The organism is Streptomyces phaeolivaceus, assembly GCF_009184865.1.
GTDB lineage: Bacteria > Actinomycetota > Actinomycetes > Streptomycetales > Streptomycetaceae > Streptomyces > Streptomyces phaeolivaceus.
In genome coordinates, this window is sequence record NZ_CP045096.1 from 6,388,710 (window position 1) to 6,412,680 (window position 23,971).

The 23,971-nt window shown below is 70.6% G+C and carries 21 protein-coding genes; 10 read left to right on the forward strand and 11 right to left on the reverse strand.

The features are described 5' to 3' along the window. Window positions 1-43: 43 nt before the first annotated feature. The 4 genes from F9278_RS29620 to F9278_RS47500 all read right to left on the reverse strand — a co-directional run bounded on the left by F9278_RS29620 (window position 44) and on the right by F9278_RS47500 (window position 1,695). Window positions 44-442 (reverse strand): TOBE domain-containing protein, encoded by a 399-nt coding sequence (locus F9278_RS29620; RefSeq protein WP_152171046.1) that lies wholly within the window; start codon window positions 440-442, stop codon window positions 44-46. A gap of 76 nt (window positions 443-518) precedes the next feature. Next, window positions 519-938 (reverse strand): lasso peptide biosynthesis B2 protein, encoded by a 420-nt coding sequence (locus F9278_RS29625; protein ID WP_152171047.1) that lies wholly within the window; start codon window positions 936-938, stop codon window positions 519-521. Window positions 939-1,026: 88 nt separating this feature from the next. Beyond that, the gene (locus tag F9278_RS29630; protein ID WP_152171048.1) at window positions 1,027-1,401 is read right to left on the reverse strand and encodes a hypothetical protein; all 375 of its coding nucleotides are present in this window, start codon (window positions 1,399-1,401) and stop codon (window positions 1,027-1,029) included. A 30-nt stretch (window positions 1,402-1,431) separates the two neighbouring features. Beyond that, window positions 1,432-1,695, reverse strand: coding sequence for a hypothetical protein (locus tag F9278_RS47500; RefSeq protein ID WP_226967407.1), 264 nt, complete (start codon window positions 1,693-1,695; stop codon window positions 1,432-1,434). 173 nt (window positions 1,696-1,868) lie between these two features. Here F9278_RS47500 and F9278_RS47505 point away from each other — a divergent pair, with 173 nt between their 5' ends. Beyond that, window positions 1,869-2,183 carry an aldehyde dehydrogenase family protein gene (locus F9278_RS47505; RefSeq protein WP_264300186.1) on the forward strand — a complete coding sequence of 105 codons (315 nt, stop codon included), beginning with the start codon at window positions 1,869-1,871 and terminating at the stop codon, window positions 2,181-2,183. A 33-nt stretch (window positions 2,184-2,216) separates the two neighbouring features. Here F9278_RS47505 and F9278_RS29640 read toward each other — a convergent pair whose 3' ends face one another. The 7 genes from F9278_RS29640 to F9278_RS29670 all read right to left on the reverse strand — a co-directional run bounded on the left by F9278_RS29640 (window position 2,217) and on the right by F9278_RS29670 (window position 13,179). Beyond that, window positions 2,217-3,401, reverse strand: a complete 1,185-nt coding sequence (locus F9278_RS29640; RefSeq protein ID WP_152174207.1) for a pyridoxal phosphate-dependent aminotransferase — start codon at window positions 3,399-3,401, stop codon at window positions 2,217-2,219. 570 nt (window positions 3,402-3,971) lie between these two features. Then, window positions 3,972-4,889: a hypothetical protein gene (locus tag F9278_RS29645; RefSeq protein WP_152171049.1), complete on the reverse strand. Its 918-nt coding sequence runs from the start codon at window positions 4,887-4,889 to the stop codon at window positions 3,972-3,974. 42 nt (window positions 4,890-4,931) lie between these two features. Then, a complete protein-coding gene (bla, locus tag F9278_RS29650; protein ID WP_404818956.1) occupies window positions 4,932-5,903 on the reverse strand; it encodes a class A beta-lactamase in 972 nt (323 codons plus the stop codon). A gap of 387 nt (window positions 5,904-6,290) precedes the next feature. Beyond that, window positions 6,291-6,941: a hypothetical protein gene (locus tag F9278_RS29655; RefSeq protein ID WP_152171050.1), complete on the reverse strand. Its 651-nt coding sequence runs from the start codon at window positions 6,939-6,941 to the stop codon at window positions 6,291-6,293. Continuing rightward, the gene (locus F9278_RS29660) at window positions 6,941-7,264 is read right to left on the reverse strand and encodes a hypothetical protein (protein WP_152171051.1); all 324 of its coding nucleotides are present in this window, start codon (window positions 7,262-7,264) and stop codon (window positions 6,941-6,943) included. Before F9278_RS29660 ends, F9278_RS29655 begins: the two co-directional genes overlap by 1 nt. After that, window positions 7,248-12,401: a caspase family protein gene (locus F9278_RS29665; RefSeq protein WP_193241698.1), complete on the reverse strand. Its 5,154-nt coding sequence runs from the start codon at window positions 12,399-12,401 to the stop codon at window positions 7,248-7,250. The genes F9278_RS29660 and F9278_RS29665 overlap by 17 nt, the downstream gene beginning before the upstream one ends. A 340-nt stretch (window positions 12,402-12,741) precedes the next feature. Then, window positions 12,742-13,179 (reverse strand): hypothetical protein, encoded by a 438-nt coding sequence (locus F9278_RS29670; RefSeq protein WP_003974483.1) that lies wholly within the window; start codon window positions 13,177-13,179, stop codon window positions 12,742-12,744. Window positions 13,180-14,500: 1,321 nt separating this feature from the next. On the opposite strand from F9278_RS29670, the gene hemL reads away from it, so the two are divergent. The 9 genes from hemL (at window position 14,501) to F9278_RS29725 (ending at window position 23,936) form a co-directional block, all read left to right on the forward strand. Beyond that, window positions 14,501-15,820 carry a glutamate-1-semialdehyde 2,1-aminomutase gene (hemL, locus tag F9278_RS29685; protein ID WP_152171053.1) on the forward strand — a complete coding sequence of 440 codons (1,320 nt, stop codon included), beginning with the start codon at window positions 14,501-14,503 and terminating at the stop codon, window positions 15,818-15,820. Continuing rightward, the gene (locus F9278_RS29690) at window positions 15,817-16,491 is read left to right on the forward strand and encodes a histidine phosphatase family protein (RefSeq protein ID WP_152171054.1); all 675 of its coding nucleotides are present in this window, start codon (window positions 15,817-15,819) and stop codon (window positions 16,489-16,491) included. The genes hemL and F9278_RS29690 overlap by 4 nt, the downstream gene beginning before the upstream one ends. 189 nt (window positions 16,492-16,680) lie before the next feature. After that, window positions 16,681-17,931, forward strand: a complete 1,251-nt coding sequence (locus F9278_RS29695; RefSeq protein WP_152171055.1) for a polysaccharide deacetylase family protein — start codon at window positions 16,681-16,683, stop codon at window positions 17,929-17,931. Window positions 17,932-17,996: 65 nt separating this feature from the next. Then, window positions 17,997-18,596, forward strand: a complete 600-nt coding sequence (locus F9278_RS29700; RefSeq protein ID WP_193241699.1) for a TlpA family protein disulfide reductase — start codon at window positions 17,997-17,999, stop codon at window positions 18,594-18,596. A gap of 16 nt (window positions 18,597-18,612) precedes the next feature. Further along, complete coding sequence (locus F9278_RS29705; protein WP_152171056.1) at window positions 18,613-19,380, forward strand: cytochrome c biogenesis CcdA family protein; 768 nt, start codon at window positions 18,613-18,615, stop codon at window positions 19,378-19,380. Window positions 19,381-19,383: 3 nt separating this feature from the next. Continuing rightward, entirely contained in the window at window positions 19,384-21,312 is a 1,929-nt protein-coding gene (resB, locus tag F9278_RS29710) for a cytochrome c biogenesis protein ResB (RefSeq protein ID WP_226967018.1), read from the forward strand. Beyond that, a complete protein-coding gene (ccsB, locus tag F9278_RS29715) occupies window positions 21,309-22,424 on the forward strand; it encodes a c-type cytochrome biogenesis protein CcsB (protein WP_152171057.1) in 1,116 nt (371 codons plus the stop codon). The genes resB and ccsB overlap by 4 nt, the downstream gene beginning before the upstream one ends. 188 nt (window positions 22,425-22,612) lie before the next feature. Beyond that, a complete protein-coding gene (locus tag F9278_RS29720) occupies window positions 22,613-23,593 on the forward strand; it encodes a sulfotransferase family protein (protein WP_152171058.1) in 981 nt (326 codons plus the stop codon). Between the two features lie 163 nt (window positions 23,594-23,756). Further along, a complete protein-coding gene (locus F9278_RS29725) occupies window positions 23,757-23,936 on the forward strand; it encodes a hypothetical protein (RefSeq protein WP_152171059.1) in 180 nt (59 codons plus the stop codon). Window positions 23,937-23,971: the final 35 nt, after the last annotated feature.

Sequence of the window (23,971 nt, forward strand, 5' to 3'; positions counted from 1 at the left end):
GGGCGGGAGTGGTCGAGTGGTCACAGGTCGGGTGTGGGGGTGTTCATGTGCGGTCGATGTGGACGTTCGTGGACTTGACCCGGGCCGTGGCCTCCATGCCGACCTCCAGGCCCAGTTCCTCCACGGCCTCCCGGGTGAGCAGGGAGACCAGGCGGTGCGGGCCCGCCTGGATCTCGACCTGGGCCGCCACGTCGCCCAGCTTCACGGCGGTGACGATGCCGGGGAAGGCGTTGCGCGCCGATGTGTAGGGGGCCGTGTCGGCCTCGTCGGAGGTGTCCGAGGCCAGCTCCACCGAGAAGGCCGCGAGATCCTTCCCGTCGATGAGCCGGCGCCCGTTCTCGTCGCGCCGCGTCGCCACCCGGCCCGCGTCCGCCCATCGCCGCGCGGTGTCGGGGCTGACCCCGAGCAGCCGGGCGGCCTGACCGATCGTGTAGGACTGCATGGGCGCCAAGATATGCGGGCCGACCCCGAGACGCGTCGGCGCGCCCCGACGACGGCATCCCGCCCGTCGGGGGCCGTCAGACGCGTGTCCAGGGCCCGATGGTCATGATCGGGGGGATGCCCGGGGTGAGCGGCAGCTCGTCGACCGGGCGCCCCTCCGCCTCCACCCACGCGTGGGCGACCGTCGGGACCGTACGCATCCCCGTGCGCCAGGTGGGCCAGGCGCCCCGGGCGCGGCAGAGCAGGGCGGTGGCGATGGACCGGGGCAGACAGCCCTGCCCGGCGCAGCGCACGCTGACCGCGACGATCTCGGCGCGGGCACGGGCGGCCTCGGCGTACGTGGCGGGCCGGCCGCCGCGTGAGCAGGCGGTCAGGACGCGCCGGATGCGCTGCGGGGAGAGCCGGCCGATGAGATGGGCGGCGCCCACGGCGAGCAGCGGGAGGGGCCGCCGGTGCGGGGGCAGGCGGCGTCGCTGAACGGCGGAGGGGACGCTCATGCCACCACCGGCCCGTTCCCGGCCAACTCGGCGGTCGGCGCGGCGACATCGGCCGCCGCCCGTTCCTCGGACACCGCGTACCGCGCCCTCAGCACCCGGACCGCGTCGGACACGGAGACGTGCCGCCCCAGAGCCGTCCCACCGACGCCGCTCCCACGCCCATGCGCACGCCCATGCGCACGCCCATGCGCACGCCCACGCCCATGCGCACGCCCACGCCCATGCGCACGCCCACGCCCATGCGCACGCCCACGCCCATGCGCACGCCCATGCGCACGCCCATGCGCACGCCCACGCCCATGCGCACGCCCATGCGCACGCCCACGCCCATGCGCACGCCCATGCGCACGCCCACGCCCATGCGCACGCCCACGCCCATGCGCACGCCCACGCCCATGCGCACGCCCACGCCCATGCGCACGCCCACGCCCATGCGCACGTCTACGCCCACTTCCGCTTCCACGCCCGCTCCCGTCGCTCCTTCCGACCGGCCTCATGCCGCCGCCTCGTTGCCGAGAGGCGGGGCGGTCGCCGTGCCGCCCGTTTGCGCGCGGAGCCAGGTCTCGACGGCGAGGGTCGCTTCGAGGGTCACGGGGGAGAGGCGGGGCGGGAGCACGCCGAGGCAGGCGTGGCGCAGGGCGTCGGCGTCGACGAGACCGAGCGTGGCGAGGAGCGGCCGGTCGAGGAGTTCGGCCAGGTCGGCGCGGCGGGCCCGCTGCCCGCTCCGCGTCTCCGCGAGGCGGGCTTCCCCGAGCATCTGGTGACCGCCCTCGTGATCGCCGACGCGGACGTGCCCGATGTGACCGCCCGGCTCGTCGAGGACGACCGGATCGCCGCCGTCACCCTCACCGGAAGCAACCGGGCGGCGGGCCGCTGCCGGGCTACGGCGCCTTCTTCCGGCCGACCGTCCTCGCCGGCACCGGCCCCGGAATGCCCGCCTTCGGCGAGGAGACCTTCGGCCCGCTCGCCGCCCTCGCCGTCGTCCGCGACGACGACGATGCCGTACGGCTCGCCGACGCCACCGTGTACGGACTCGGGCTGAGCGTCTGGACCGCCGACCTCGGCCGGGGGGTCGCCCTGGCCCGCCGCGTCACCAGCGGCGCCGCCTTCGTCAACGCGATCGTCGCCTCCGACCCGCGCCTTTCCTTCGGCGGCACCAGGCGGAGCGGGTACGGCCGTGAGCCGGCCGCCGCGGGCATCCGGGAGTTCACGAACGCGCGTACGTACTGGGTCGCGTCCTCCTGAAGCGCCGGGACGCCGCGGCTCGGCGCGGGCTGGTCAGGAACTTGCCCGCAGCGCGGTCAGGAACTTGCCCAGCCGGGCGATGCCCTCGCGCAGGTCGTCCGCCGAGGCCGCGTAGGAGAGGCGGACGTGGGTGTCGGCGGTGTGGCTGCCGAAGTCCCGGCCGGGGGTGAGGGCGACCTGGGCCTCCCGCAGCGCGCGTTCGCAGAACTGCCAGGAGGTGAGGCCGGTGCCGGCGACGTCGAAGTAGACGTAGAACGCCCCGTCCGGCGGCACCGGGACCGGCAGCCCGATCCGCGCCAGCCCGTCCAGCACGAGCGCGCGCCGCTCGCCGAACTCCACCCGGCGTGCCTCGCAGACCGCGAGTGACTCGGGGGTGAAACAGGCGAGGGCCGCGTGCTGGGCGGGGGCGGAGGCGCAGAGGAAGTAGTTCTGGGCGAGGCGTTCCAGGGCCGGTACGAGGGGCTCGGGGACGACGCACCAGCCGAGCCGCCAGCCGGTCATCCCGAAGTACTTGGAGAAGCTGTTGACGACCACGGCCCCGGGGTCGTACGACAGCGCGCTGCGCGGCGGGCGGCCCCGCTCGTCGTGGTCGCCGAGGTCGAGGTAGATCTCGTCGACCAGGCGCCAGGCGTCGCGCTCGCGGGCGAGATCGCAGAGGGCGGCCAGCTCGGCGGCGGGGACCGAGGTGCCGGTCGGGTTGGAGGGGGTGGCGACCATGAGCCCGCGCGTACGGTCCGTCCAGTGCGCCCGGACCGCCGCCGTGTCCAGCTGGAAACGGGTCGCGGCGGTGGTGGGGACGAGGGTGACGTCGGCGCCGAAGCTCTCCACGATCTGCCGGTTGCAGGGGTAGGAGGGGTCGCCGATGAGCACCTCGTCACCGGGGTCGACGAGCGCGGCGGTGGCCAGCACCAGCGCGGCCGAGGCACCGGCCGTGACGACGACCCGGCCCGGATCGACCTCGACGCCGTGCCGGTCGCCGTAGAACCCGGCGATGGCCTCCCGCAGGGCGGGCAGTCCGAGCGCCGCCGTGTATGTCATCGGCCGCCCGTCCATCACCTCCCGCATCGCCTCCACGACGGCCGGGGGAGCGCCGAAGTCCGGCTCGCCGAGGCTGAGCCGGACGACGTCCCGGCCCTCGGCGGCCAGCGCGGCGGCCTGCTTGGCGAACTCCATGGCGTAGAAGGGGGCGACGGCCTGGGCACGGCGCGAGACGCGCACGCCGGCGACGCCGCCGCCCTCGCCGCCCTCCCTGCTTTCTCCGCCACTGGTGCCCCTCGCTCCCCTGGTGCTCGTGGTGCCCCTGGCGCTCGCGTCGCTGTTTGTGTCGCTCATGCCGCCCATGCTGCGGCGCGGAGGGGACCGGGGGCCAGCGGCGACCGGGGTTCGGACAGGGCGGTGCCCACCGGCGGCCGGGGCGCGGGCCGCCCGGTCACTGGCCGTCGGGTTGCAGGTCGTCGGGTCACTGGCGGTCGGGTCACCGGCCGCCCGGTCACCGGCCGTCGGGTTGCAGGTCGTCGGGTCACTGGCGGTCGGGTCACCGGCCGCCCGGTCACCGGCCGTCGGGTTGCAGGCGGTCGGGTCACTGGCCGTCGGGGCGCGGGTCGTCGGGTCACTGGCCGTCGGGGCGCGGGTCGTCGGGTCACCGGCCGCCCGGTCACCGGCCGTCGGGTTGCAGGCCGTCGGGTCGCACGCCCTCGGGTCACTGGCCGTCGGGTTGCAGGCGGTCGGGTCGCACGCCCTCGGGTCACCGGCCGCCGGGGCGCAGGCTGCCGGGTCACCGGCCGCCGGTCACAGGCCGAGTCGTCGGAGTGCGATCGAGACGTGGCCCCTTAGGGGGCGGTCCCAGCCGGGTACGACGCCGGGGACGTTCCGGTCGTCGGCGTCGATGAGTACGGTCAGGGCCGCCTCGGGCGGCGCGGCCGGTAGGCGGCGGGCCAGGGCGACGGCCGCGGTGACCCGTACGGCTTCGTCGGTGGAGCCCAAGCCCCTGGTCAGGGCGCCGAGTTCACGTTCCCCGAGGGGCCCGTCCAGATGCGCCAGTCCGAGATTCGCCGAGGCCCGCGGCCCGCCGGGGCCGGCACCACCCGCCACCGCCGCGAGCGCCTCGCCGACCCCCGGGACGCCGGGGAACCAGACCACCAGCCCCGCCGCGAGCGCCGCCACGGCCGGGTCGGGGTCGCGCAGCCAGTCCAGGTAGGCGGCGGTGTGCCGCCGGGCCGCGCGGTAGGCGTCGGCGGCCCAGCGCAGTGCCACCGCGTCGGCGATGTCGGCCACACCGTCGACGTCCGGGTCGTCCTCCTCGAACAGCACCCGCAGCACCGCGGCCTCGTCGGCCGGGCGTACCCGCTCCGCGTCGGCGAAGGCCCGTACGGGATCGAAGGGCAGTTCGTCGTCACGCGCGTCACCGAGGGCCACGGCGCGCAGGATGTGCAGGACGGTGGCCCGGTCGGGCGTCTTGGGAGCGCCGACCAGCGCCACGAGCGGACCGACCACCCGCGCGCTGGCGGGCCACCGGGTGCCCTGGTGATACACGCTGCCGGTCAGGAACGACACCGCCGCCCGCCGCGTCTCGGGATCGCCGGCGACCAGCCCGGCCAGCTGCCCGGGGACGTCCCCCGCCCGCCCGTACGCGTGATGGACCCGCGCCCAGTCGCCCTCGAACGCCACCACACTCACCACCCTGACCTTGCGTACGCCGCGGCGCACGCCGCGGCGCTGTGTGCCCTGCCGTGTGCCCTGCCGTGTTCCCTACGGCGTGAGCGTTTCGGCGATCAGGCCCGCCACCTCGGCCACCAGCGGGTTGTCCGAGGGGCCCTCGGGGGCGTGCTTGGTGGTGAGGACGGACAGGACGAGGGGCGGGCGGTGGGGCGGCCAGACGACGCCGACGTCGTTGGCGACGCCGTAGGAGGACCCGCCGCCGGTCTTGTCGGCGAGCGTCCAGTCGGCCGGAAGGCCCGCGAGGAAGCGCTCGACGTTGGTCGAGTTGGCGATCAGCCAGCCGGTCAGCAGCTCCCGGTCCGCGTCCGGCAGAGCCCGGCCGAGGAGGAGCCGCGCATACGTCCCGCCGATGGCCCGGGGCGTCGTGGTGTCCGTCTTCCGCCACGGCTCCGCCGAGTTCAGCGCGGGCTCCCAGCGGTCGAGACGGGTCGTCCGGTCCCCGAGCGAACGGCTGAAGCGGGTGATCGCGGTCGGCCCGCCCACCTCGCGCAGCAGCAGATTGGCCGCCCCGTTGTCGCTGTGCGAGACGCTCGCGGCGCACAGTTCCGCGACGGTCATACCGGCCTCGACGTTCGCGGGCCGACTGGTGACGGGGCAGTAGCCCGCCGCCTCGACGTACTCCTTCGTGTAGTGGATCCGCTTCGCGAGGTACTCGCCGTCGCGGTCGAGGTCCCGTAACACCACCGCCGCGCCGAGCGTCTTGAACACCGAGCAGATGGGGAACAGCTCGTCCGCGCGGTACGCCACCGTCCGCCCCGTGGCCGTGTCATGGGCGAACACCCCCACCCGGGCGGCGTGTTCGCGCTCCAGTTCCGCCAGCCGGGGGGACAGCCCCGCGTCGCCGGGGGCGGAGGCGTACGCCGTTCCGGCACCCAGCGTCCCCAGCGTTCCCACCGTTCCGAGTGTCCCGAGCGCCCCCAGGGCACCCGTCGCGCCCAGCCCCGTCAGCCCGCCGAGGCCGAGCACCGTACGACGGCCCGGCCGTGATCCCGTGGTTTCCAAGGTCTTCTCCCTGTCCGGTCGTGATCTCTGTCCGCCTCTGAGGACGTCACCACCGCAACACCGGTTTCCCTCACCCCACCCGGGACGTCGGAGTTCTCACCGGGGGCGGATCGTCAACACCAGCATCGTCAGCGGTGGTTCGGCGGCCAGTGTGGTCGCGGGGCCGGTCCCCGGCATGGGCGCCCGGGTCGGCAGCGCGGATTCATGCTGGCCCAACAGGTCGGTATCGACGTCGAGTTCGCGGCCATCCTGATCAGCGCTACCCCGTACGCATCGAGGTCGACCACCACTGGAACGCCCTCGCCCGCGAGGTCACGTGACCAGGACGAAGCCACCAGGGGTGACGCATACGGGCTGCCCGAGCGCCGCGTGCGCGCGCGGTTCGGTTCAGCAAGCCGCTCCGGTGCTCGCGCTCACGGCCTGGGACCCCCAGTCGAACCTACGCAGGGTGTCCTTCGAGTCCTTGCCCGAGGCACCGCCGGACTTCAGTTGCAGCGTGACCCCCTTGTCGTCGAGTTCGACGAGCTTCCCGCACACGCTCCCGTCGCGCGTGTGCACGGTGACGGACATGGCCTCCTTGTCGGCCGCAGGCGCCAGCCAGGTCACCATCACCCCGGTGGCCGTCGCGAGAACACCTGCCACGGCGAGCCACCGGGCGCAGTTGATCAACTTCGCGACTCGTCGGGTCTCAGTGGCTTCCCACTTCAGGAGCCGGGCACCGTCGGCGCGCGTCAACGCGGCGCCCGGACGTCCATGTGCGGCCGAGGCGGCAGCGAAAGCCGACGTCAGCAGGGCCAGCAGCCCGGCCGCCATGGCCAGGACGACGCCCAGGCGGTAACCCGACGTCAGTTCCGCCACGTTCTCACGACCCTTGAGCACGAGCACCGCTGCCAGGAGCGCGGTGGCCGTGGCCAGGAAGTTGCGCCAGCCTTCCGCGTGATGGCGAGCGATCTCCAACTGCGACTGCAGCATGCCGTGGAGCCGCTCCTGCGCCTCCATCCGCAGCGAGCGGGCCGTCCGGCGCCGGACGGGGGGCATCAGCTAGTTCCCTGGGCGGGAATCAGCACGGGCCACCACGCGCCACAGCCGGAGAACTCATCGTCGTTCCCGGGGTGGGTGATCGGGCAGGAGCAGTCCATCTGCCGTTCGAGGTCCTGGCCGGTGGCCTTGCGCCGCCACGGCAGCCCCTTCGGGATGGTGCCGGGCCGGACGTCGACCAGGGTGTACTCGTTCCAGCCGTGGCATACGGGACAGGTGCCCGTGAACACCAGATGCCCGGCCGCGTCCGTACGGGAGTCGATGTCCGGCGGCGGCTGGACCTCCTGCTCCTTGTACGCGACATCGTCATGGACGGGCTGCATGCGTGCTCCTCTCCTCCGGGACTCCGGAGTTCTCCGGCGGCAGCCGGAACGCGAACAGGGGGGCGTAGTAGGCGAGGCGGTCCCGCACCTCACCGCATGACAGATCGGTCTCCTCCGACGCCAACAGGATGTGCTCGTCCGGCACTTCACCCGCCAGAGCGGGCTCGCTGCCGCTGAGCCGACGGGTGAGGACGATGACGTCGCGCCAGTCGGGAGCGTGGTCGTCGTCCGCGGGCACAGGGCACTCGACGACGACGCCGCACGCTGTGTACGGGACGAGCGCCTGGAAGGTCGACCGCAGCCCCAGGCCCATCCGCACCGCGGTCACGGTCAGCGCCAGGGGTGTCACGATCCCCCGATTCAGGGGTTCGTACGACAGCAGGCTCTCCACGGCCAGGGCGGCCCGCTCGTCCGGCTCCTCCCACTGTCCGTCCGGGCGAGGCGCCGCGCGGGGCACCGGAGGCGCACCGAGGGGCTCGTACTCGCGCAGCCGCGCCATCGCCTCCGGCACGCTGATGCCGTGGGCGTGCGCGTACGGGACGATGTCCGCAAAGGTGATCTCGGTCTTCCAGTGAGAAGTCTCCACCGAGCTCAGTGCTTCGACCTCGATCAGGGTCGGTTCCAGATGCTGGGCCTCGGGGGGCACTTCGGCGACGTCGATGCGGTAGGGCTCGGCCTCCGCGCGCACCGCTTCGGCGGTGTCACCGAGGGTGCCATGGCGTTCGGCCGCGAGTGCCACGAGGAACAGGTGGTCGACGCGGTTCGAGGTGGGGTCGTATTCGATCCCAAACGACCAGGACTGGTCCCGGAAGCGAAGATTTCGTTCGTCATCCGTGAGGAGATGCGGACGATTACCCCGCGGGATGTCCACCCACCTGCGGACGGCATCGACGGCGGCGCCGTCCACCACCCCCGCGGCGGCCAGGGCTTCGACGGACCTGACCATGCTCTCCGGGGATTCGCTCGCGGAGGCGTTCGCCATGGTGCGCAGGGTCGTCCACGTACTAAGCGGCTGATGGTTCCGCTCCGCGACCATGGGGAGGCTTGTCCACCACGCTGACGCCTTGACCCCTTCGAGAGGGCCTGGTGAGACGTCACCCAGGCCCAGTGACCCGGTGATCCCCCGCAGGTACTCGGCCGTGGTGCCGACATCCGGGTCGTCCCGCCTCGCCGAGAGACGGGCGAGTCCCAGAAGAGTGAGGGGCCCGTTCAGACGGCGTGGCCATAGGAAGGATTCGTTGAGCTCCGGCTGTATGGCGTTCACCGTGCCGAGTTCGTCTTTCGTTCCCGCTTTCCCCGTGATACGGAATCCGAACGGTGCGAAGGTGCGGGCGGTGTTCAGCACGTCGGACACTTGCAAGCCGGCGTTCGCCGCGACGTAGGCGGCGACGGCCGGGGTCACCAGAGCGGGAAGTCCGCCCAATCCTGAGCCCCCGAGGAGAACACGCGTTTCGTCCCGGTCGGGTATGTGTCTTGCGAGCTCCCCGAGTTCCGGGGGTTCCGGAATCCCGGGATCGAGGACTCGGAGCCCATGGACGAGCTCGGCGATTTCCCCCAGGGGTCTGCCCGACTGGCCTGCGGTGCGGAGAATCGGGAGATGAAGGGGCGCGTCGAGGCCGTCCGAACGGAAGGGGCCTCCCCTACTGAGCGCATATGCGCCGTACAGGTCGGGATGGAGCGGGTCAGCCTCCATCCCGTCGAGTTTCCGCAGGTCGTTCACCTCGGGCACGGCCATACCGGTGACAGCGTACCGCCGCAGGGTACGCAATGCCGTCCGCAGGTCGTGTCCACCACCCCGGGACATATGGAGGACCGCCGTCAAAGGGCGTTCCAGATGGCCCTCTTCGCGGAACAACAGCGCGTCAAGCGCGGTGGGTCCGGGGAACCCTTCCGGTTGCCCGATGACCCATCGTGCATCCCTTCTGTGTCTGAGGCCGTCGCTCAACAGTTGCGCCCGCCACGTCTGGAAAAACTGGAATCCGGAGCCCGATGCTCCGCTGTAGCGCCCTGCGGACCTGTCGTAAGGAAGGCAACCGAGCCGTGCCAGGGAGTCGTGTATGGCTGGCGTGCCGCTGCTGTGCCACTCGTCCACGGAAACCTTGATGTCGGTGGCCAACAGACGTTCCAGGACGATCTCGCCCAGTCGGTGGTCGTTGTGGACGAGTTCCCACAGCCACTTCAGAGGCATCGGATCCCACTGCGTCAACGCGTCCACGGCCGCGCTCAGTTCCTGGTACGCGAGGTCCTTGTCGAAGTGTTGCAACTTGTTGCGATTGGCGCTGAGGTCGGGCGCGTGTCTGCGCCGCAGGTTGATGACATATCCGTGGGGGCTGTCGTTCTCGTCGACGAAGATCCCGTCCACGAGGCGTGCGCCCTGATCGTGCACCCACCAGATGCCGTCGGGCGTCGTTGCCTGGGGCACCGCGAGCGTGACATCGGGCTTCAGTTCGTTCGGTTCCCAACGGTCGTCCCGGGGATTGTCGAGGCACTCATTGACGACAAGGGTCGTGGGACAGTGCCAGACCTGCTTCCGAAGGAACTTGATCAGCGAGCGGAGCCGTGCGGAGGCCTCGGGCCGCAGATACAGCCGGACCACGGTGCCCGCGTCCCCGAGTTCGGCCTTCGTGATGTGCATGAGCCCCGAGTCCGCCACGACGTCGACGCGGTGGGCGCGACCGTCGGCGGTGCGCCCGGACTCGTTGGCCGGCCGAGTGACGACGGTGATCTGCTCGGCCAGCATGAAATAGCTGAAGACGCCGATTCCGAAGCGGCTGTTCAGCTCGGGGTCGATACCCGCGCGGCGCCAGCGGCGCAGCTCCCGGACTCGCGTGGGGGACTGTTCGTAGCGGCGTCCGGCCCGCGCGAAGAGGTCGCGCAGCTCCTCCTCGGTCATGCCGATGCCGTGGTCCACGCACTCGATGTAGAGCCGCTGGTCGTCGTCCCGCCCGACGGTGAACTCGATGGTGTGCTCGGCCAGCGGCTTGACCCCTGAGCCTCCGAAATCGCTCAGCCCGGTCTGCTGGGCGTACCTCTGGCGGGCCCAGCGGCGACGGCACGCGTCGAGCGCGTTCTGGTACAGCTCGCGGACGGCTAGCATGCGGTCGCCGTACAGCTGGGTGCCCATGATGAGAGGTTTGACCCCGTCCTCGGAGAGTTGGAAGCGTGGCGGGGGCGCCTCATAGTTCCTGTTCCCGTCGGTCAACAGGGCATCCGTGTTGACGTGTCTGGGCAGGGCGTCGAACAGTGCCTCGTTCGGCATGGACTTGAACAGGTTGCGGGCGGCCGCCGCGGCGGCGTGGGCCTGGCGTTCCAGCGCCACGTGCAGGGCGGCACTGCCGCATTCGGAGTGCAGGCTCCAGTCGACGCGCTGGTCCGGTGCCGGTGTTCCGGAGGGCGGCGGGGTTTCGTGGCCCACCGCGTAGTTCACCGGGTGGAACTCGCTCCCACGGACCTGTGCGATCAATTCCTTCGGGTTCACCCCGAGGTGCAGCTCCCCGAGGTGGTCCACGACGATGCCGTCCAGTGCCCGGGGGTCGATCGCCAGGAGCTCGGCGATGTGCACAAGGCCCGCCAGTTCCCGGGGGCGCCACCACTTTCTGCGCCGCAGGCCCAGGAAGGTGTCAAGTCCGCCCTGCCATTCCTCGCCGTTCGGTGCACTGACCGCAGGCGGGGTGCGCATCTGCGAGATGACCTGCAGGAGGGCCGACCGCAGATGGTCCCGGCTTCTCACAGGTGGCCGCGGCCCAAGGGCGGCGGCGGACTCGGCTGCTTCCAGGAGCTGTTCCATGACGCCGCGCAGGCTGTCCAGGGCGCCGACGACCGGCCCCGGACCGGCGACCGCGGTCCAGAGCTGGTCCCAGTCGGCCAGCAGCCGGTGGCGGAGCCAGCTCTCGACGGCTTCGGCGGCGGAGTGCGATCCGGCTTCGAGGAGCCGTTGACGCTTGGCCTCGATGTTCTTGTACGCCCTGCGGACATCCACCATGTCCTCGCGCAGCAGCGGCCTGACGTCGTCTCCCCGGTCCGACGAACGCGTCTGACGACCTGTCTTGTCCTCTTTCCCAGGAGCTTCGCGGAGGTACAGCTCCGCGAGGGCCCGGCGGCCGCATGCCACGGCTGCCTCCCGGAAGAACGGTGTCGCCAGCAGCGCGACCACTTCCAGCGCGCTCAGCCGCCCCTCGGGCGTGGCGGGGATCAGACTGTCGAGGCGTGCGACGACCCGCTCGGGGAACTCGGCGTCGTCCCAGGGGTCAGGACCCGCCCTGTTCGGCAGCTCGGCATCGCGGCGGATGGCGACGACCTTGTTGATCAGCAAGCCGAGGGAATCCTTCAACCGGCCTTTGTCCACACCCGGATCGGCGATCCTGTCCCACAGCGCCGAATCGTGGACGACTCTGGCCCACTTCTGTGTGCCCGGCCCGCTCTTGCAGATGACGCGCTCGTCGTGCTCGGCGGGTGTCTTCGCCGTGTCGTCCCGTCCGAGCCAGCGATCGTAGGGCTGGTGGCGGCGGTTGCCTCCGTGGTCCTGGGCGATCTCCCCGGTGCGACGCCGTACGTAGGTGATGACGTCCCTGACGGTTCTCGGTGTGGACTCGGGTGCGAGAGCCTCCGCCAGTGCCCGGCTCATGAAGCTGCCCGCCGCCGTGCCGAGCGCGGCCTGCCCCGGAGCACATGCGTGCATGATGAACACGTTCTCGCGTGAGCGCGAGGATGCCGGGACGGCCGCCGGAGGCTTGAACTCCCCGTCCCCGGACACCTCGTCACGACACGAGTCGAGGCACATCAACACGGTGGCCTGCGAGTCGAGTTGCTCGAAGAACACGTCGGGCACGACCTCGACGAGGCCTTCTCGCCCCGCGTCGGCGTTCACGTGCCCCGGAACCAGGAACTCACGGTCGCCGATCCGTACCCCGTGGCCGGAGAAGTGGACCAGAGCGAAGTCTCCGTCCCGACACTTCGCGAAGAACCTGCGAAGGGCGGCGTAGATCTCCCCGCGCCGTGTGGCGTCCAGGGTGTTCAGCACGGTCACGTCCGCCTCGGCGTAACCGGACCGAAGCAGCGACTCCTTGATGTGCTTCACATCTTCGCGGACGAACTCCAGGCCCGGCACCGGCACGGCGATCAGAAGCGCCCGTAACACGCCCATCTCCGCGTATCCCCCTGTCTTCCGGTCCGTCGGCAGAGAAAGGGATTATGGCAGACGGGGCATTATGAGACGTACGGACGAATACGCATGTCAGGAGCGCCCGGCCCTGCCCGAACTGCATCACTTCAGCCACCGGCAAGGGTGCGCCCGCGTGAGTGACCCACACGAAAAGCCGTTCCCGCAGATCGTGGTCTGCGGGGCCGGAGTCGCCGGTGTCGTCGCCGCTCCACGAGGGCTCGGGTTGCGCGCTCGCACCGCCTGACGACCCGGCACCTCCCCGCACATGACGAGGGCGGAGCCCGAAAGCTCCGCCCGCACAGGATGAGTTACCGGCTCAGGGCCACACCAGGCAGTACGGCTGATGTCCCGCCTCGTGCAGGCGGTGGCTGAAGTCCTGCCATTCGTGAAGGAGTTGGTAGACGTTGAACGCGTCGCGGGGGCCGCCGCGGTCCGGGACCGTCGACCAGATGAAGGCCGCCGCGCCGACCGCTTCCTCGCCGATGCCTCTGAGCGGGTCGACGACGGTCATCGGGAGCTTCACGACGGCGTAGTCGGGGTGGAGGACGACCAGTTCGAGCGGGGGCACCTTGTGCAGGGGGACGCCTTCGATGCCGGTCAGCACCATCGCGGCCATGGTCTCCGGCTTGATCTTGGTGAACATGCCGTTCATGCCCAGCTCGTCACCGCCGAGTTCCTCGGGGCGCATCGAGATCGGGACACGGGCGGCGGTCGCGCCGTCGGGCGCGCCGAAGTATTTGTACGTCACCCCCACCCGACCACCATTCCCGCTCCCCGCCCGGAGCCGGTTGACCACGTGGTCCAGGCCGTCCACACGGTCCGCGCTCTCCACGCGGTCCGTACGGTCCTTGCGGTCCGCGCGGCTCCTGCGTTCCGCGCGAGTCCTGCGATCCACGAGGTCAGGCCGGTCCATCCGGTCCGTCTGATCCATTCCGTCCACACGATTGACACGATCCACATGATCGGCGCGATCCATACGGTCCATACCGTCCATACGGCTGCGCCGCCCGATCCGCTCAGGTCCACCGCTCTGGATCCGGTCGGAACCAGCTGACGGGACCCGGTCGGAACCGCTCTGGAGGCGGTCACCACCGGTCTCGGCCCGGCCGTCACCCGCTTCCGAGCGGTCATTTCGGTCTGCCTGGTCTGCCTGGTCTGCCTGGTCTGCCCGGTCGGCTCTGTCCGCCCTGTCCATCCTGTCCGTCCTGTTCGTCCGGTCGGCTCGGCCGGGACGACCGGATCGGTCATTTCGGTCGGATCGGTCGTCGGTCCGACCGGACGGGGCGGCTCGGTCGGATCGATCGGCTCGGTCAGCGCGATCGGCACGGTCGCCGTCGCCCCGCGCGCCGTGTGAGTCGTGTGTGCCGTGTGCACTCTGCGGACCGTACACGCCCGGCCGACCCTGCGGGGGGTACGGGGGCTGTGACCCCGGCGACCCCACGATGGGGGGTACGGCCGGCGCCGGTGGCACGGGCGGTGTGGGGGGCGCGGGCGGTGGCGGCGGCAGGGACCCCTGCGGGCCCGGCGACGCACCCGCGCCCGGCCCGGCCGATCCGCTCAGCTCGCCCGGTGCGCTCCGCTCCGCGGACGCGCCGCGCTCCGGGGGCCCGCCCCGGTCGCTCGATCCGCCCCGCTCCTGCCGTGTCTCCGCGGCCTCCTCCGCCTCGCGCCGGTGCCTGCCCCGCCGGGCACGACGGGGACCGAGGTCACCGGTCCCCTCGCCCAGTCCGCCACCGCGATGCATATCTCCACCCGAACGCATTTCTGGGCCGCGTGACCCCCGCCGCGCAACCCGATCATCGTGTCAGTGACCTCCCCCGCGACCGCCCGCCGAAACGTGCGCGGAAACACCAGTCCGCAGGATCTTCGGAGCCTCTGACACCATGGCCTGTGTGAGCTATCCGTACGAAGCCCCAGTCTCTCAGACCGCCGAAGGCTGAGGTGCGGGCATCGTCCCGGTAGTGGGCCGCCGCTGATCAGTGGCCGAGATCCTCCGCGCGGTGGCCGGAGAACGCTGGCCTACGCTGAGGGCGTCACGAGCCACGGAGTCGGAGAAGTTGGAGAGAGAGCAGGTCATGCCCCAGCGACCTTACGCATACGAAGCCCCGGTCTCGCAGACTCTTTTCGAGCGTGCGGCGGCCGTCACGCCGGGCGGCGTGAACTCTCCGGTGCGCGCCTTCCGCGCCGTGGGCGGTACGCCCCGGTTCATGGTCTCCGGCACCGGTCCCTATCTCACCGACGCCGATGGCCGTGAGTATGTGGATCTTGTGTGTTCGTGGGGTCCGATGATCCTCGGGCACTCCCGTCCCGAGGTCATCGCCGCCGTCCAGGACGCCGTCTCGCGCGGCACCTCCTTCGGTACGCCCGGCGAGGGCGAGGTCGCGCTCGCCGAGGAGATGGTGGACCGCGTCGGACCGCTGGAGCAGGTGCGGCTCGTGTCCAGCGGCACGGAGGCCACCATGTCCGCGATCCGGCTGGCCCGCGGTTTCACCGGCCGCACCAAGGTGGTGAAGTTCGCCGGGTGTTACCACGGTCACGTCGACTCGCTGCTCGCCGCCGCCGGGTCCGGCGTCGCCACCTTCGCGCTCCCCGACACCCCGGGCGTCACCGGCGCCCAGGCCGCCGACACGATCGTGCTGCCCTACAACGACCTCGACGCCGTACGCGCCGCCTTCGCCGCCCACCCCGGCGAGATCGCCTGTGTGATCACCGAGGCCTCCCCGGGCAACATGGGCGTCGTACCGCCGCTGCCGGGCTTCAACCAGGGCCTCAAGGACGCCTGCGCGGAGAACGGCGCCCTCTACGTCTCCGACGAGGTCATGACCGGGTTCCGGACCAGCCGGGCCGGATGGTTCGGGATCGACGGGGTCGAGCCGGACCTGATGACCTTCGGCAAGGTGATGGGCGGCGGCTTCCCGGCCGCGGCCTTCGGCGGCCGTGCCGACGTCATGGCCCGCCTCGCGCCCGCCGGGCCCGTCTACCAGGCCGGCACGCTCTCCGGGAACCCGGTCGCGACGGCCGCCGGGCTCGCGCAGCTGCGCCTGCTGGACGAGGCGGCGTACGGCGTCGTCGACGCGGTGTCCGAGCGGATCCAGGGGCTCGTCACCGACGCGCTCACCAAGGAAGGCGTCGCGCACACGCTCCAGCGCGCCTCCAACATGTTCTCCGTGTTCTTCACGGACACGCCCGTGCGGAACTACGAGGAGGCCAAGGCGCAGGAGTCGTTCCGCTTCAACGCCTTCTTCCACTCGATGCTGTCGCAGGGCGTCTACTTGCCGCCGTCGTCGTTCGAGTCGTGGTTCGTGTCGACCGCGCACGACGAGCGGGCGGTTCAGCGGATCGCCGACGCCCTTCCGGCGGCGGCGCGGGCAGCGGCGGAGGCTTCGGCAGCATGAGTGACATCACGGTCGTCCACCTGATGCGGCACGGCGAGGTCGCCAACCCGGACGGGATTCTCTACGGGCGGCTCGCCGGGTACCACCTGTCCGACCTCGGGCGGCGGATGGCCGACCGGGTCGCCGAGCATCTGGCGCCCCGGGACGTGACGTACGTCGTGGCCTCCCCGCTGGAGCGGGCGCAGGAGACGGCGACGCCGATCGCCAAGGCGCACGGGCTCGATCTCGCCACCGACGGGCGGCTCATCGAGGCGGACAACGTCTTCCAGGGCAAGACCTTCGGCGTCGGCGACGGCGCGCTGAAGCGGCCGGAGAACTGGAAGCATCTGGTCAACCCCTTCAAGCCGTCGTGGGGCGAGCCGTACGTCGACCAGGTCGTGCGGATGATGGGCGCGCTGGACGCGGCGAAGGACGCGGCGCGCGGGCACGAGGCGGTGCTCGTCTCGCATCAGCTGCCGATCTGGATCGTGCGGTCGTACGTCGAGAAGCGGCGGCTGTGGCACGATCCGCGGCGGCGGCAGTGCACGCTCGCCTCGCTGACGACGTTCACGTACCAGGGCGACAAGATCGTGTCCGTGGGGTACAGCGAGCCCGCGCGGGATCTGGTGCCGCCGCATCTGCTGGCGGGCGCCAAGCCGGTAAAGGGCAAGGACAAGGCCTTTGGCGCATAAGGTGGTTGGGGAACCGCGGGTCTGTTGTGGTTGCTCGCGCGGTTCCCCGCGCCCCTAAAGGCGTCCGCGTTTCCCGGAGATCAAAAGGAACCGTCGCGTCCTCTCATCCCTCTAAAACGGTGTGCTTCACGTGAACCGGTGCGTGAGCTGACCAAGGGGGATGTAATGCCCGAAGTATCGCGAAGGGGAATGCTCGCTGTCGGCGCGGGCGCGGTGGCGGGCCTGGGGCTGACCGGGTGCGGCACGGGGCTCGGGGGCGAGCCGGGCGGGGCCGGTGGGTCCGGGGGCGGCGGGAAGCCCGGGACGAACGGGAAGAAGAAGCCGGGGAAGACCGCGAAGCCGCTGGGTGACGGGTCGACCTCGTACGCGGGGAAGCAGCCCAACCAGCCGGAGAAGCCGCGGGCGTTGGCGCCGGGCGAGACACCGCCGCAGTTCGTGGTGTTCTCCTGGGACGGCGCCGGGGACGTCGGGAACGGTCTCTTCGAGCGCTTTCTGAAGGCCGGGCGGGACCACGGCGCCCATATGACGTTCTTCCTCTCCGGGATCTATCTCCTCCCGGAGTCGAAAAAGCGCGTCTACCTTCCGCCGAACAACGCGCCGGGCGCCTCCGACATCGGTTATCTGACGGACGAACACATCAAGTCGACGCTGGGGCATGTGCGGACGGCGTGGCTCGACGGTCACGAGATAGGCACCCATTTCAACGGCCACTTCTGCGGCGGCAGCGGCTCGGTCGGCAACTGGACGCCGAAGCAGTGGCGCAGCGAGATCGACCAGGCGAAGTCGTTCGTCAAGGAGTGGAGGACCAACAGCGGCTGGACGGACGTCGAACCGCTGCCGTTCGACTACGACAAGGAGCTGATCGGCGGCCGTACGCCGTGTCTGCTGGGGCAGGAGAACCTGCTGCCCACCGCGCGCGAGCTGGGCTGGCGCTACGACTCCTCCTCGCCCGGCGGTCTCCAGGTCTGGCCCGACAAGAAGGAGGGCATCTGGGATCTGCCGCTGCAGTCCGTGCCGTTCCCGGGCCGCAGCTTCGAGGTGCTGTCGATGGACTACAACATCATGTTCAACCAGTCGCAGAACTCCACCCAGGCGCCGCCCGCCAACTACCCGGCCTACCGCACCCAGGCGACCGGCGCGTACGTCGCCGGGTTCCAGCGCGCCTACGAGACGAACCGGGCGCCCCTGTTCATAGGGAACCACTTCGAGGAGTGGAACGGCGGGGTCTACATGGACGCCGTCGAGGAGGCGCTGAAGCACATCGCGCGGGCCAAGGAGAAGGCGCCGGACGGGGAGATACGGATCGTGTCCTTCCGGCAGTTCGTGGACTGGATGGACGCGCAGACACCGGATGTCCTCGCCAAGCTCCGGACCCTCGGGGTGGGACAGCGGCCGACGGGGAGCTGGAAGGAGTTCCTGGGCGCCGGATCAGCGGCCTGACGTGCTCATCAAGGGGTCGGCGACCCCGCCGTAAGCCCCCGAAACGGGCATGCGAAACTTTTCACATGAGTGTCCGTACGAGCCGCAGTCGTGCCGCTTTGCTCTCCGCCGGGGCCGCCGCCCTGGCGCTGACGCTGTCCGCCTGCGCGGGCGGGGGCATCGAGGGCGGCGGCGGTCAGACCGGGTTCATCACCGGCTCCGACGGGATCGCGACGGTGAAGAAGGGGGACCGGGACACCGCGCCCGACCTCTCCGGGAAGACCATCGACGGCGAACAGCTGGACCTCTCCACCTTCAAGGGCAAGATCATCGTCCTGAACGTGTGGGGCTCCTGGTGCGCGCCCTGCCGTGCCGAGGCCCCCAATCTGGCGAAGGTCTCCGAGGATCTCGCCGACCAGGGCGTGCAGTTCGTCGGCATCAACACCCGTGACACCAGCACCCGGCCGGCGGTCGCCTTCGAGGAGCAGTACAAGGTCGAGTATCCGAGCCTGTACGACCCCACGGGCAAGCTGCTGCTGCGCTTCGAGAAGGGCTCGCTCAATCCGCAGCTGATCCCCTCCACTCTGGTCGTCGACCGGGAGGGCAAGCTCGCGGCGCGCACCCAGCAGGCGCTGAGCGAGGAGAAGCTGCGCAAGATGCTCAAGCCGATCCTCGCGGAGAAGTGACGTGAAGGTGTCGGGAATGTCCGCGCTCACCACGACCGCCGCCGAGCTGAACGAGACCGTGTTCAGCGGTGCCCTGCTGCTGGCCCTGCCGATCGCCATGCTCGGCGGGCTCGTCTCCTTCTTCTCCCCCTGCGTCCTGCCGCTGGTGCCCGGCTATCTGTCGTACGTCACCGGTGTCGGCGGCACCGATCTGGCCGACGCCCGCAAGGGACGGATGGCGGCCGGGGCCGTGCTGTTCGTGCTCGGGTTCACCTTCGTGTTCGTCTCCGGCGGCGCGCTCTTCGGGTACTTCGGGCAGACCCTGCTGGAGCACCAGGGCGTCCTGACCAAGGTGCTCGGCGGGCTCATGATCGCCATGGGGCTGTTCTTCATGGGGCTGATGCCCTGGTTCACCCAGCGCGAGTTCCGCTTCCACACCAAGCCCGCCACCGGTCTGGTGGGCGCCCCGATACTGGGCGCGCTGTTCGGTATCGGCTGGGTGCCCTGTATCGGCCCGACGCTCGCCTCGGTCAACGCGCTCGCCCTCGAACAGGCCAGCGCCGGGCGCGGGGCGCTGTTGATGGTGGCGTACTGTCTGGGGCTGGGCCTGCCCTTCGTGCTCGCCGCGGTGGCCTTCCGCAAGGCGCTCGGCGCCTTCGCCTGGGTCAAGCGGCACTACGCGTGGGTGCTGCGCATCGGCGGCGGAATGATGATCACGATCGGACTGCTCATGCTGACCGGCGCCTGGGACCGCATCATTCAGGAGATGCAGGTCTGGTCCGTCGGCTTCACCCCTGGGATCTGAGCGATGACGACGACCGACTCCGGCCGCGAGGCCTCCGGCGAGCGAGAGAACACCGCCGAGCGCACCGGCAGCGGCAAGGGCCGCCCGGCCGACGCGGCCCGGTCCACGGACCGGAGCGGGCCGCCCGGCGCCACCGCCGCCGATCGGGATTCCGCTTCGGCTGCCACCGCCGACCGCTCCTCCGCCTCCGGTCCCACCTCCGATTCCGACACCGCCGCCGACAACGACCTCGGCGCAGCCGGGTCGCAGCTGTCCACCGCGCCGCAGGAGGACGCGCCCCATCTGCCCTCGCTGGGCGTCATCGGGTGGGCCCGCTGGTTCTGGCGGCAGCTGACGTCCATGCGGATCGCGCTGCTTCTGCTGTTCATGCTGTCGCTCGCGGCGATCCCCGGCTCGCTGATCCCGCAGTCCGGGCAGGACGAGACCAAGGTCGCCGACTTCATGGAGCGGCACGACACCCTGGGGCCCGTCTACGAGAAGCTCGGACTGTTCCACGTCTACGGCTCGGTGTGGTTCTCGGCGATCTACATCCTGCTCTTCGTCTCGCTCATCGGCTGCATCGTGCCCCGCACCTGGCAGTTCGTCGGCCAGCTGCGCGGCCGTCCGCCGGGCGCGCCCAAGCGGCTGACCCGGCTGCCCGCGTACGCGACCTGGCGCACGACGGCCCCGCCGGAGGAGGTGCGCGAGGTCGCGCTGAAGGCGCTGCGCAAGCGCCGGTTCCGCGCGCATCTCGTCGGGGACGCGGTCGCCGCCGAGAAGGGCTATCTCCGGGAGGCGGGCAACCTCGCCTTCCACGTCGCCCTGATCGTGATGCTCATCGCCTTCGCCTGGGGCCAGCTCTACCGCTCCGAGGGCAACAAACTGATCGTCGAGGGCGACGGTTTCGCCAACACCCTCACGCAGTACGACGACTTCAAGTCCGGCAACCTCTTCACCGCCGAGGACCTCAACCCCTTCAGCTTCGACCTCAAGAACTTCCGGGGCACGTACGAGACCAGCGGGCCGAACAAGGGCACCCCCCGGATCTACGAGGCGTACATCGACTACGCGGTCGGCGCCGACGGCAAGGAGCGCTCGACCAAGATCGAGGTCAACAAGCCGCTGGAGATCGGCGACTCCAAGGTCTATCTCGTCAGCCACGGCTACGCGCCCGTGATCACCGTCCGGGACGCCAAGGGCAAGGTCGTCTTCAGTGACGCCGCGCCGCTGCTGCCGCTGGACTCCAATGTCACCTCCTCCGGCGCGATCAAGGTCATGGACGGCTACACCAACGCCCAGGGGAAGCGGGAACAGCTCGGCTTCCAGGCGTTCTTCCTTCCTTCGTACGGCGGGAAGAACACGGCGGTGGTCTCGCAGTTCCCCGCGCTCCTGAACCCCGTGCTCAACCTGGAGCCGTACCACGGTGATCTCGGGGTCGACTCGGGTGTGCCGCAGAGCGTGTACCGGCTGGAGAAGCGGAAGCTGAAGGCGTACAAGGACTCCGAGGGCGCGACGGTACGGGAGAACCTGAAGCCCGGGGAGACGATGAAGCTGCCCGGGGGGAACGGGACGGTCACCTTCGACGGGGTGAAGGAGTGGGCCGGGTTCCAGGTCACCCAGCAGCCCGGCAGCGGGTGGGCGCTCGGTGGGGCGATCACCGCGATCCTCGGTCTCGCCGGGTCGTTGTTCATCCAGCGGCGCCGGGTGTGGGTGCGCGCCGTGGCCGGGCCGGACGGGGTGACCGTCGTGGAGATGGCGGGCCTCGGGCGCAGTGAGTCGGCGAAGGTGCCGGAGGAACTGGGCGACCTTGCTGCGGCCGTGCATGACGAGGCTCCTACTGTCGTTGAGATTGCCCGTGCCGCTCCAGCGGCACGATTGCCCGCAGAGAACGCGGGCTCGAATTCCCCCTCCCCCCAAACCCCAGCCGTACCTTCCGAAGGGGCTGAGAAGTGACTCTCGCCGCCGCCACCAATGAGAACCTCGCGAACATCAGCAACACGCTGATCTACTCCGCGATGGCCGTGTACACCCTGGCCTTCTTCGCGTACATCGCCGAATGGCTCTTCGGGAGCCGGAGCAAGGTGGGCCGGACGGCCGCCGCGCTGACCGCCGGGTCGAAGGACACCAAGGGCGCCGCGAAGGCGGACGCGCCCGCGGTGACGGTGAAGTCGGCCGGTGGGACCGGTGTGCTGGAGCGGCCGAAGGTGGTCGTGCGGGCCGCCGCCGGTGCCCGGGACGTGCCGGACGGGCCCGGTGCCCATGGCGGGGACGAGCAGGGCGACCTCTACGGCCGTATCGCCGTGTCCCTGACCGTGCTCGCCTTCCTCGTGGAGTTCGGCGGGGTGCTCACGCGGGCGCTCTCGGTGCAGCGGGCGCCGTGGGGCAACATGTACGAGTTCAACATCACCTTCTCGACCGTGGCCGTCGGGGTGTATCTGTCGCTGCTCGCGCTGCGGAAGAACATCCGCTGGCTCGGGCTTCCGCTGATCACGACGGTCCTGCTCGACCTCGGTCTCGCCGTCACGGTCCTGTACACCGCCAGCGACCAGCTCGTCCCCGCCCTGCACTCGTACTGGCTCTACATCCACGTCTCCACCGCGATCTTCTGCGGCGCGGTCTTCTACGTGGGCGCGGTCGGCACGATCCTGTACCTGTTCAAGGACTCGTACGAGAGCAAGCTCGCGAGCGGCGGCCGGCCCGGCCGGTTCGCGACGTCCGTGATGGAGCGGCTGCCCGCGTCGGCCTCCCTCGACAAGTTCTCGTACCGGGTCAACGCCGCCGTCTTCCCGCTGTGGACGTTCACGATCATCGCGGGCGCGATCTGGGCGGGCGACGCGTGGGGCCGTTACTGGGGCTGGGACCCCAAGGAGACCTGGTCGTTCATCACCTGGGTCTGCTACGCCGCCTATCTGCACGCCCGTGCCACGGCCGGCTGGAAGGGCCGCAAGGCCGCGTACATCGCCATCGCCGCGTTCGCCTGCTGGCTGTTCAACTACTACGGCGTCAACATCTTCGTCAGCGGCAAGCACTCCTACGCGGACGTGGGCCTGGCCCTGCTGCGCTGACGCCCGGTCAGAGACGGCGGACGGGCTCGCCCTGAGCCCGTCCCGAGCCGTCCCTGAGCCCGTCCCGAGCCCGCCCTGAGTCGCCGTCAAAGTCGCGCGGCGCCAAACGTGTTGGCGCTGTGACCGTAGTCACGGAAGTGGTGCCCGGATTCCGGGAACGAACGTACGGACCCGAACGTTTTCCGGGTGTGAGAGCAGAACACGTACTCGTCGTCTCGTTGCGCAAGTCGGGGACACACCTCCTCAAGGAGGTGGTGTCGGGACTCGGTTATGCCCTGAACGGCGCGGTGTCGTCGGCGGATGCCGGACCCCGCCCGCTCGGCAGGCCGGCGGCCCTGCGTGTCCTCGACGCCGTGTACACGTCGGAGGAGATCGCCGGGCTGAAGCGGTCCCGTGACCGCGGGGAGATCGACCGTGGCGTGGGCCGGGCCGTCACCGCGCTCAACCGGGCCTGGTGGCAGCGGCTCGGGATGCCGCGTACGGCGGCGGCGCCCGGCGGTGATCCGATGACCGACCTGCTGACCGCCAGGGAGCTGGCCCGGCCGTCCGGTTACCGCTTCGACGACCTCCCGGGCGGCGTGTGCTGGTTCACCCACGATCTGGATCTGACCGGGGTGGACGAGAACTTCCTGCTGGAGTGGTCGCGCGCCGACAGCCCGAAGATCATCCTCAACTACCGTGACCCCCGCGACGTCCTGCTGTCCATGGTCAACTTCCTGACCGAGAAGGACGCCGGACGGCTCGGCGGATTCCCGGACCACGTCGTCTACGGCGACATCCTCAAGCAGGTCCCGGACGTACGGGAACGCATCGGCATCGCGCTCACGGACCCCGGCTTCCCGGGCGGCGACTCCTTCGAGCGCGCCCTGTGGCTGCTCCGTCATCCGAGGGTGTGCAAGGTGACGTTCGAGGCCCTGGTCGGCCCGGACGGGGGCGGCTCCACGGCCGTCCAGGCGGCGGAGATCGAGAAGATCACCGACTTCCTGGGCCTGGCCGACGACATGGACGCCGCCGACCGCGAGGCCCTCGGCCGCCGGGTGTTCAACCGGGACTCCTACACGTTCCGCAGCGGCCGGACGGGCTCCTGGCACAAGCAGTTCACACCGGAACACCACGCGCTGTTCGAGCGGCGCTACGGCTACCTCCTGCCGCTGTACGGCTATGAGTGAAGCCGCCCACAGACCCCTGCGCGCCGACGGCCCGCAGTAAGGAAAGCACCACAGAAACGCACCACAGAAACGCACCACAGAAACGCACCACAGAAACGCACCACAGAAACGCACCACCAGAAGTGACACCAGAGACAGCACCACGAACCGAGAGGAACCCATCATGAACGCCACCCTGATTCGCCCGGTCTCCGAGAGCACCGTCGCCATGGGCACCATGGGCATGGACACCACGGGCACCGCGCACACCACGGACGACATCCTTTTCGAGAGCGCCGAGTTCGCCGCGGCGCTGGAGGGTCTCACGACCGAGAGCGTGTCGCTCTACATCTACACCATGTAGGGCGAGGGCCCGCGCGCTCTGCGAACGCCTCCGGT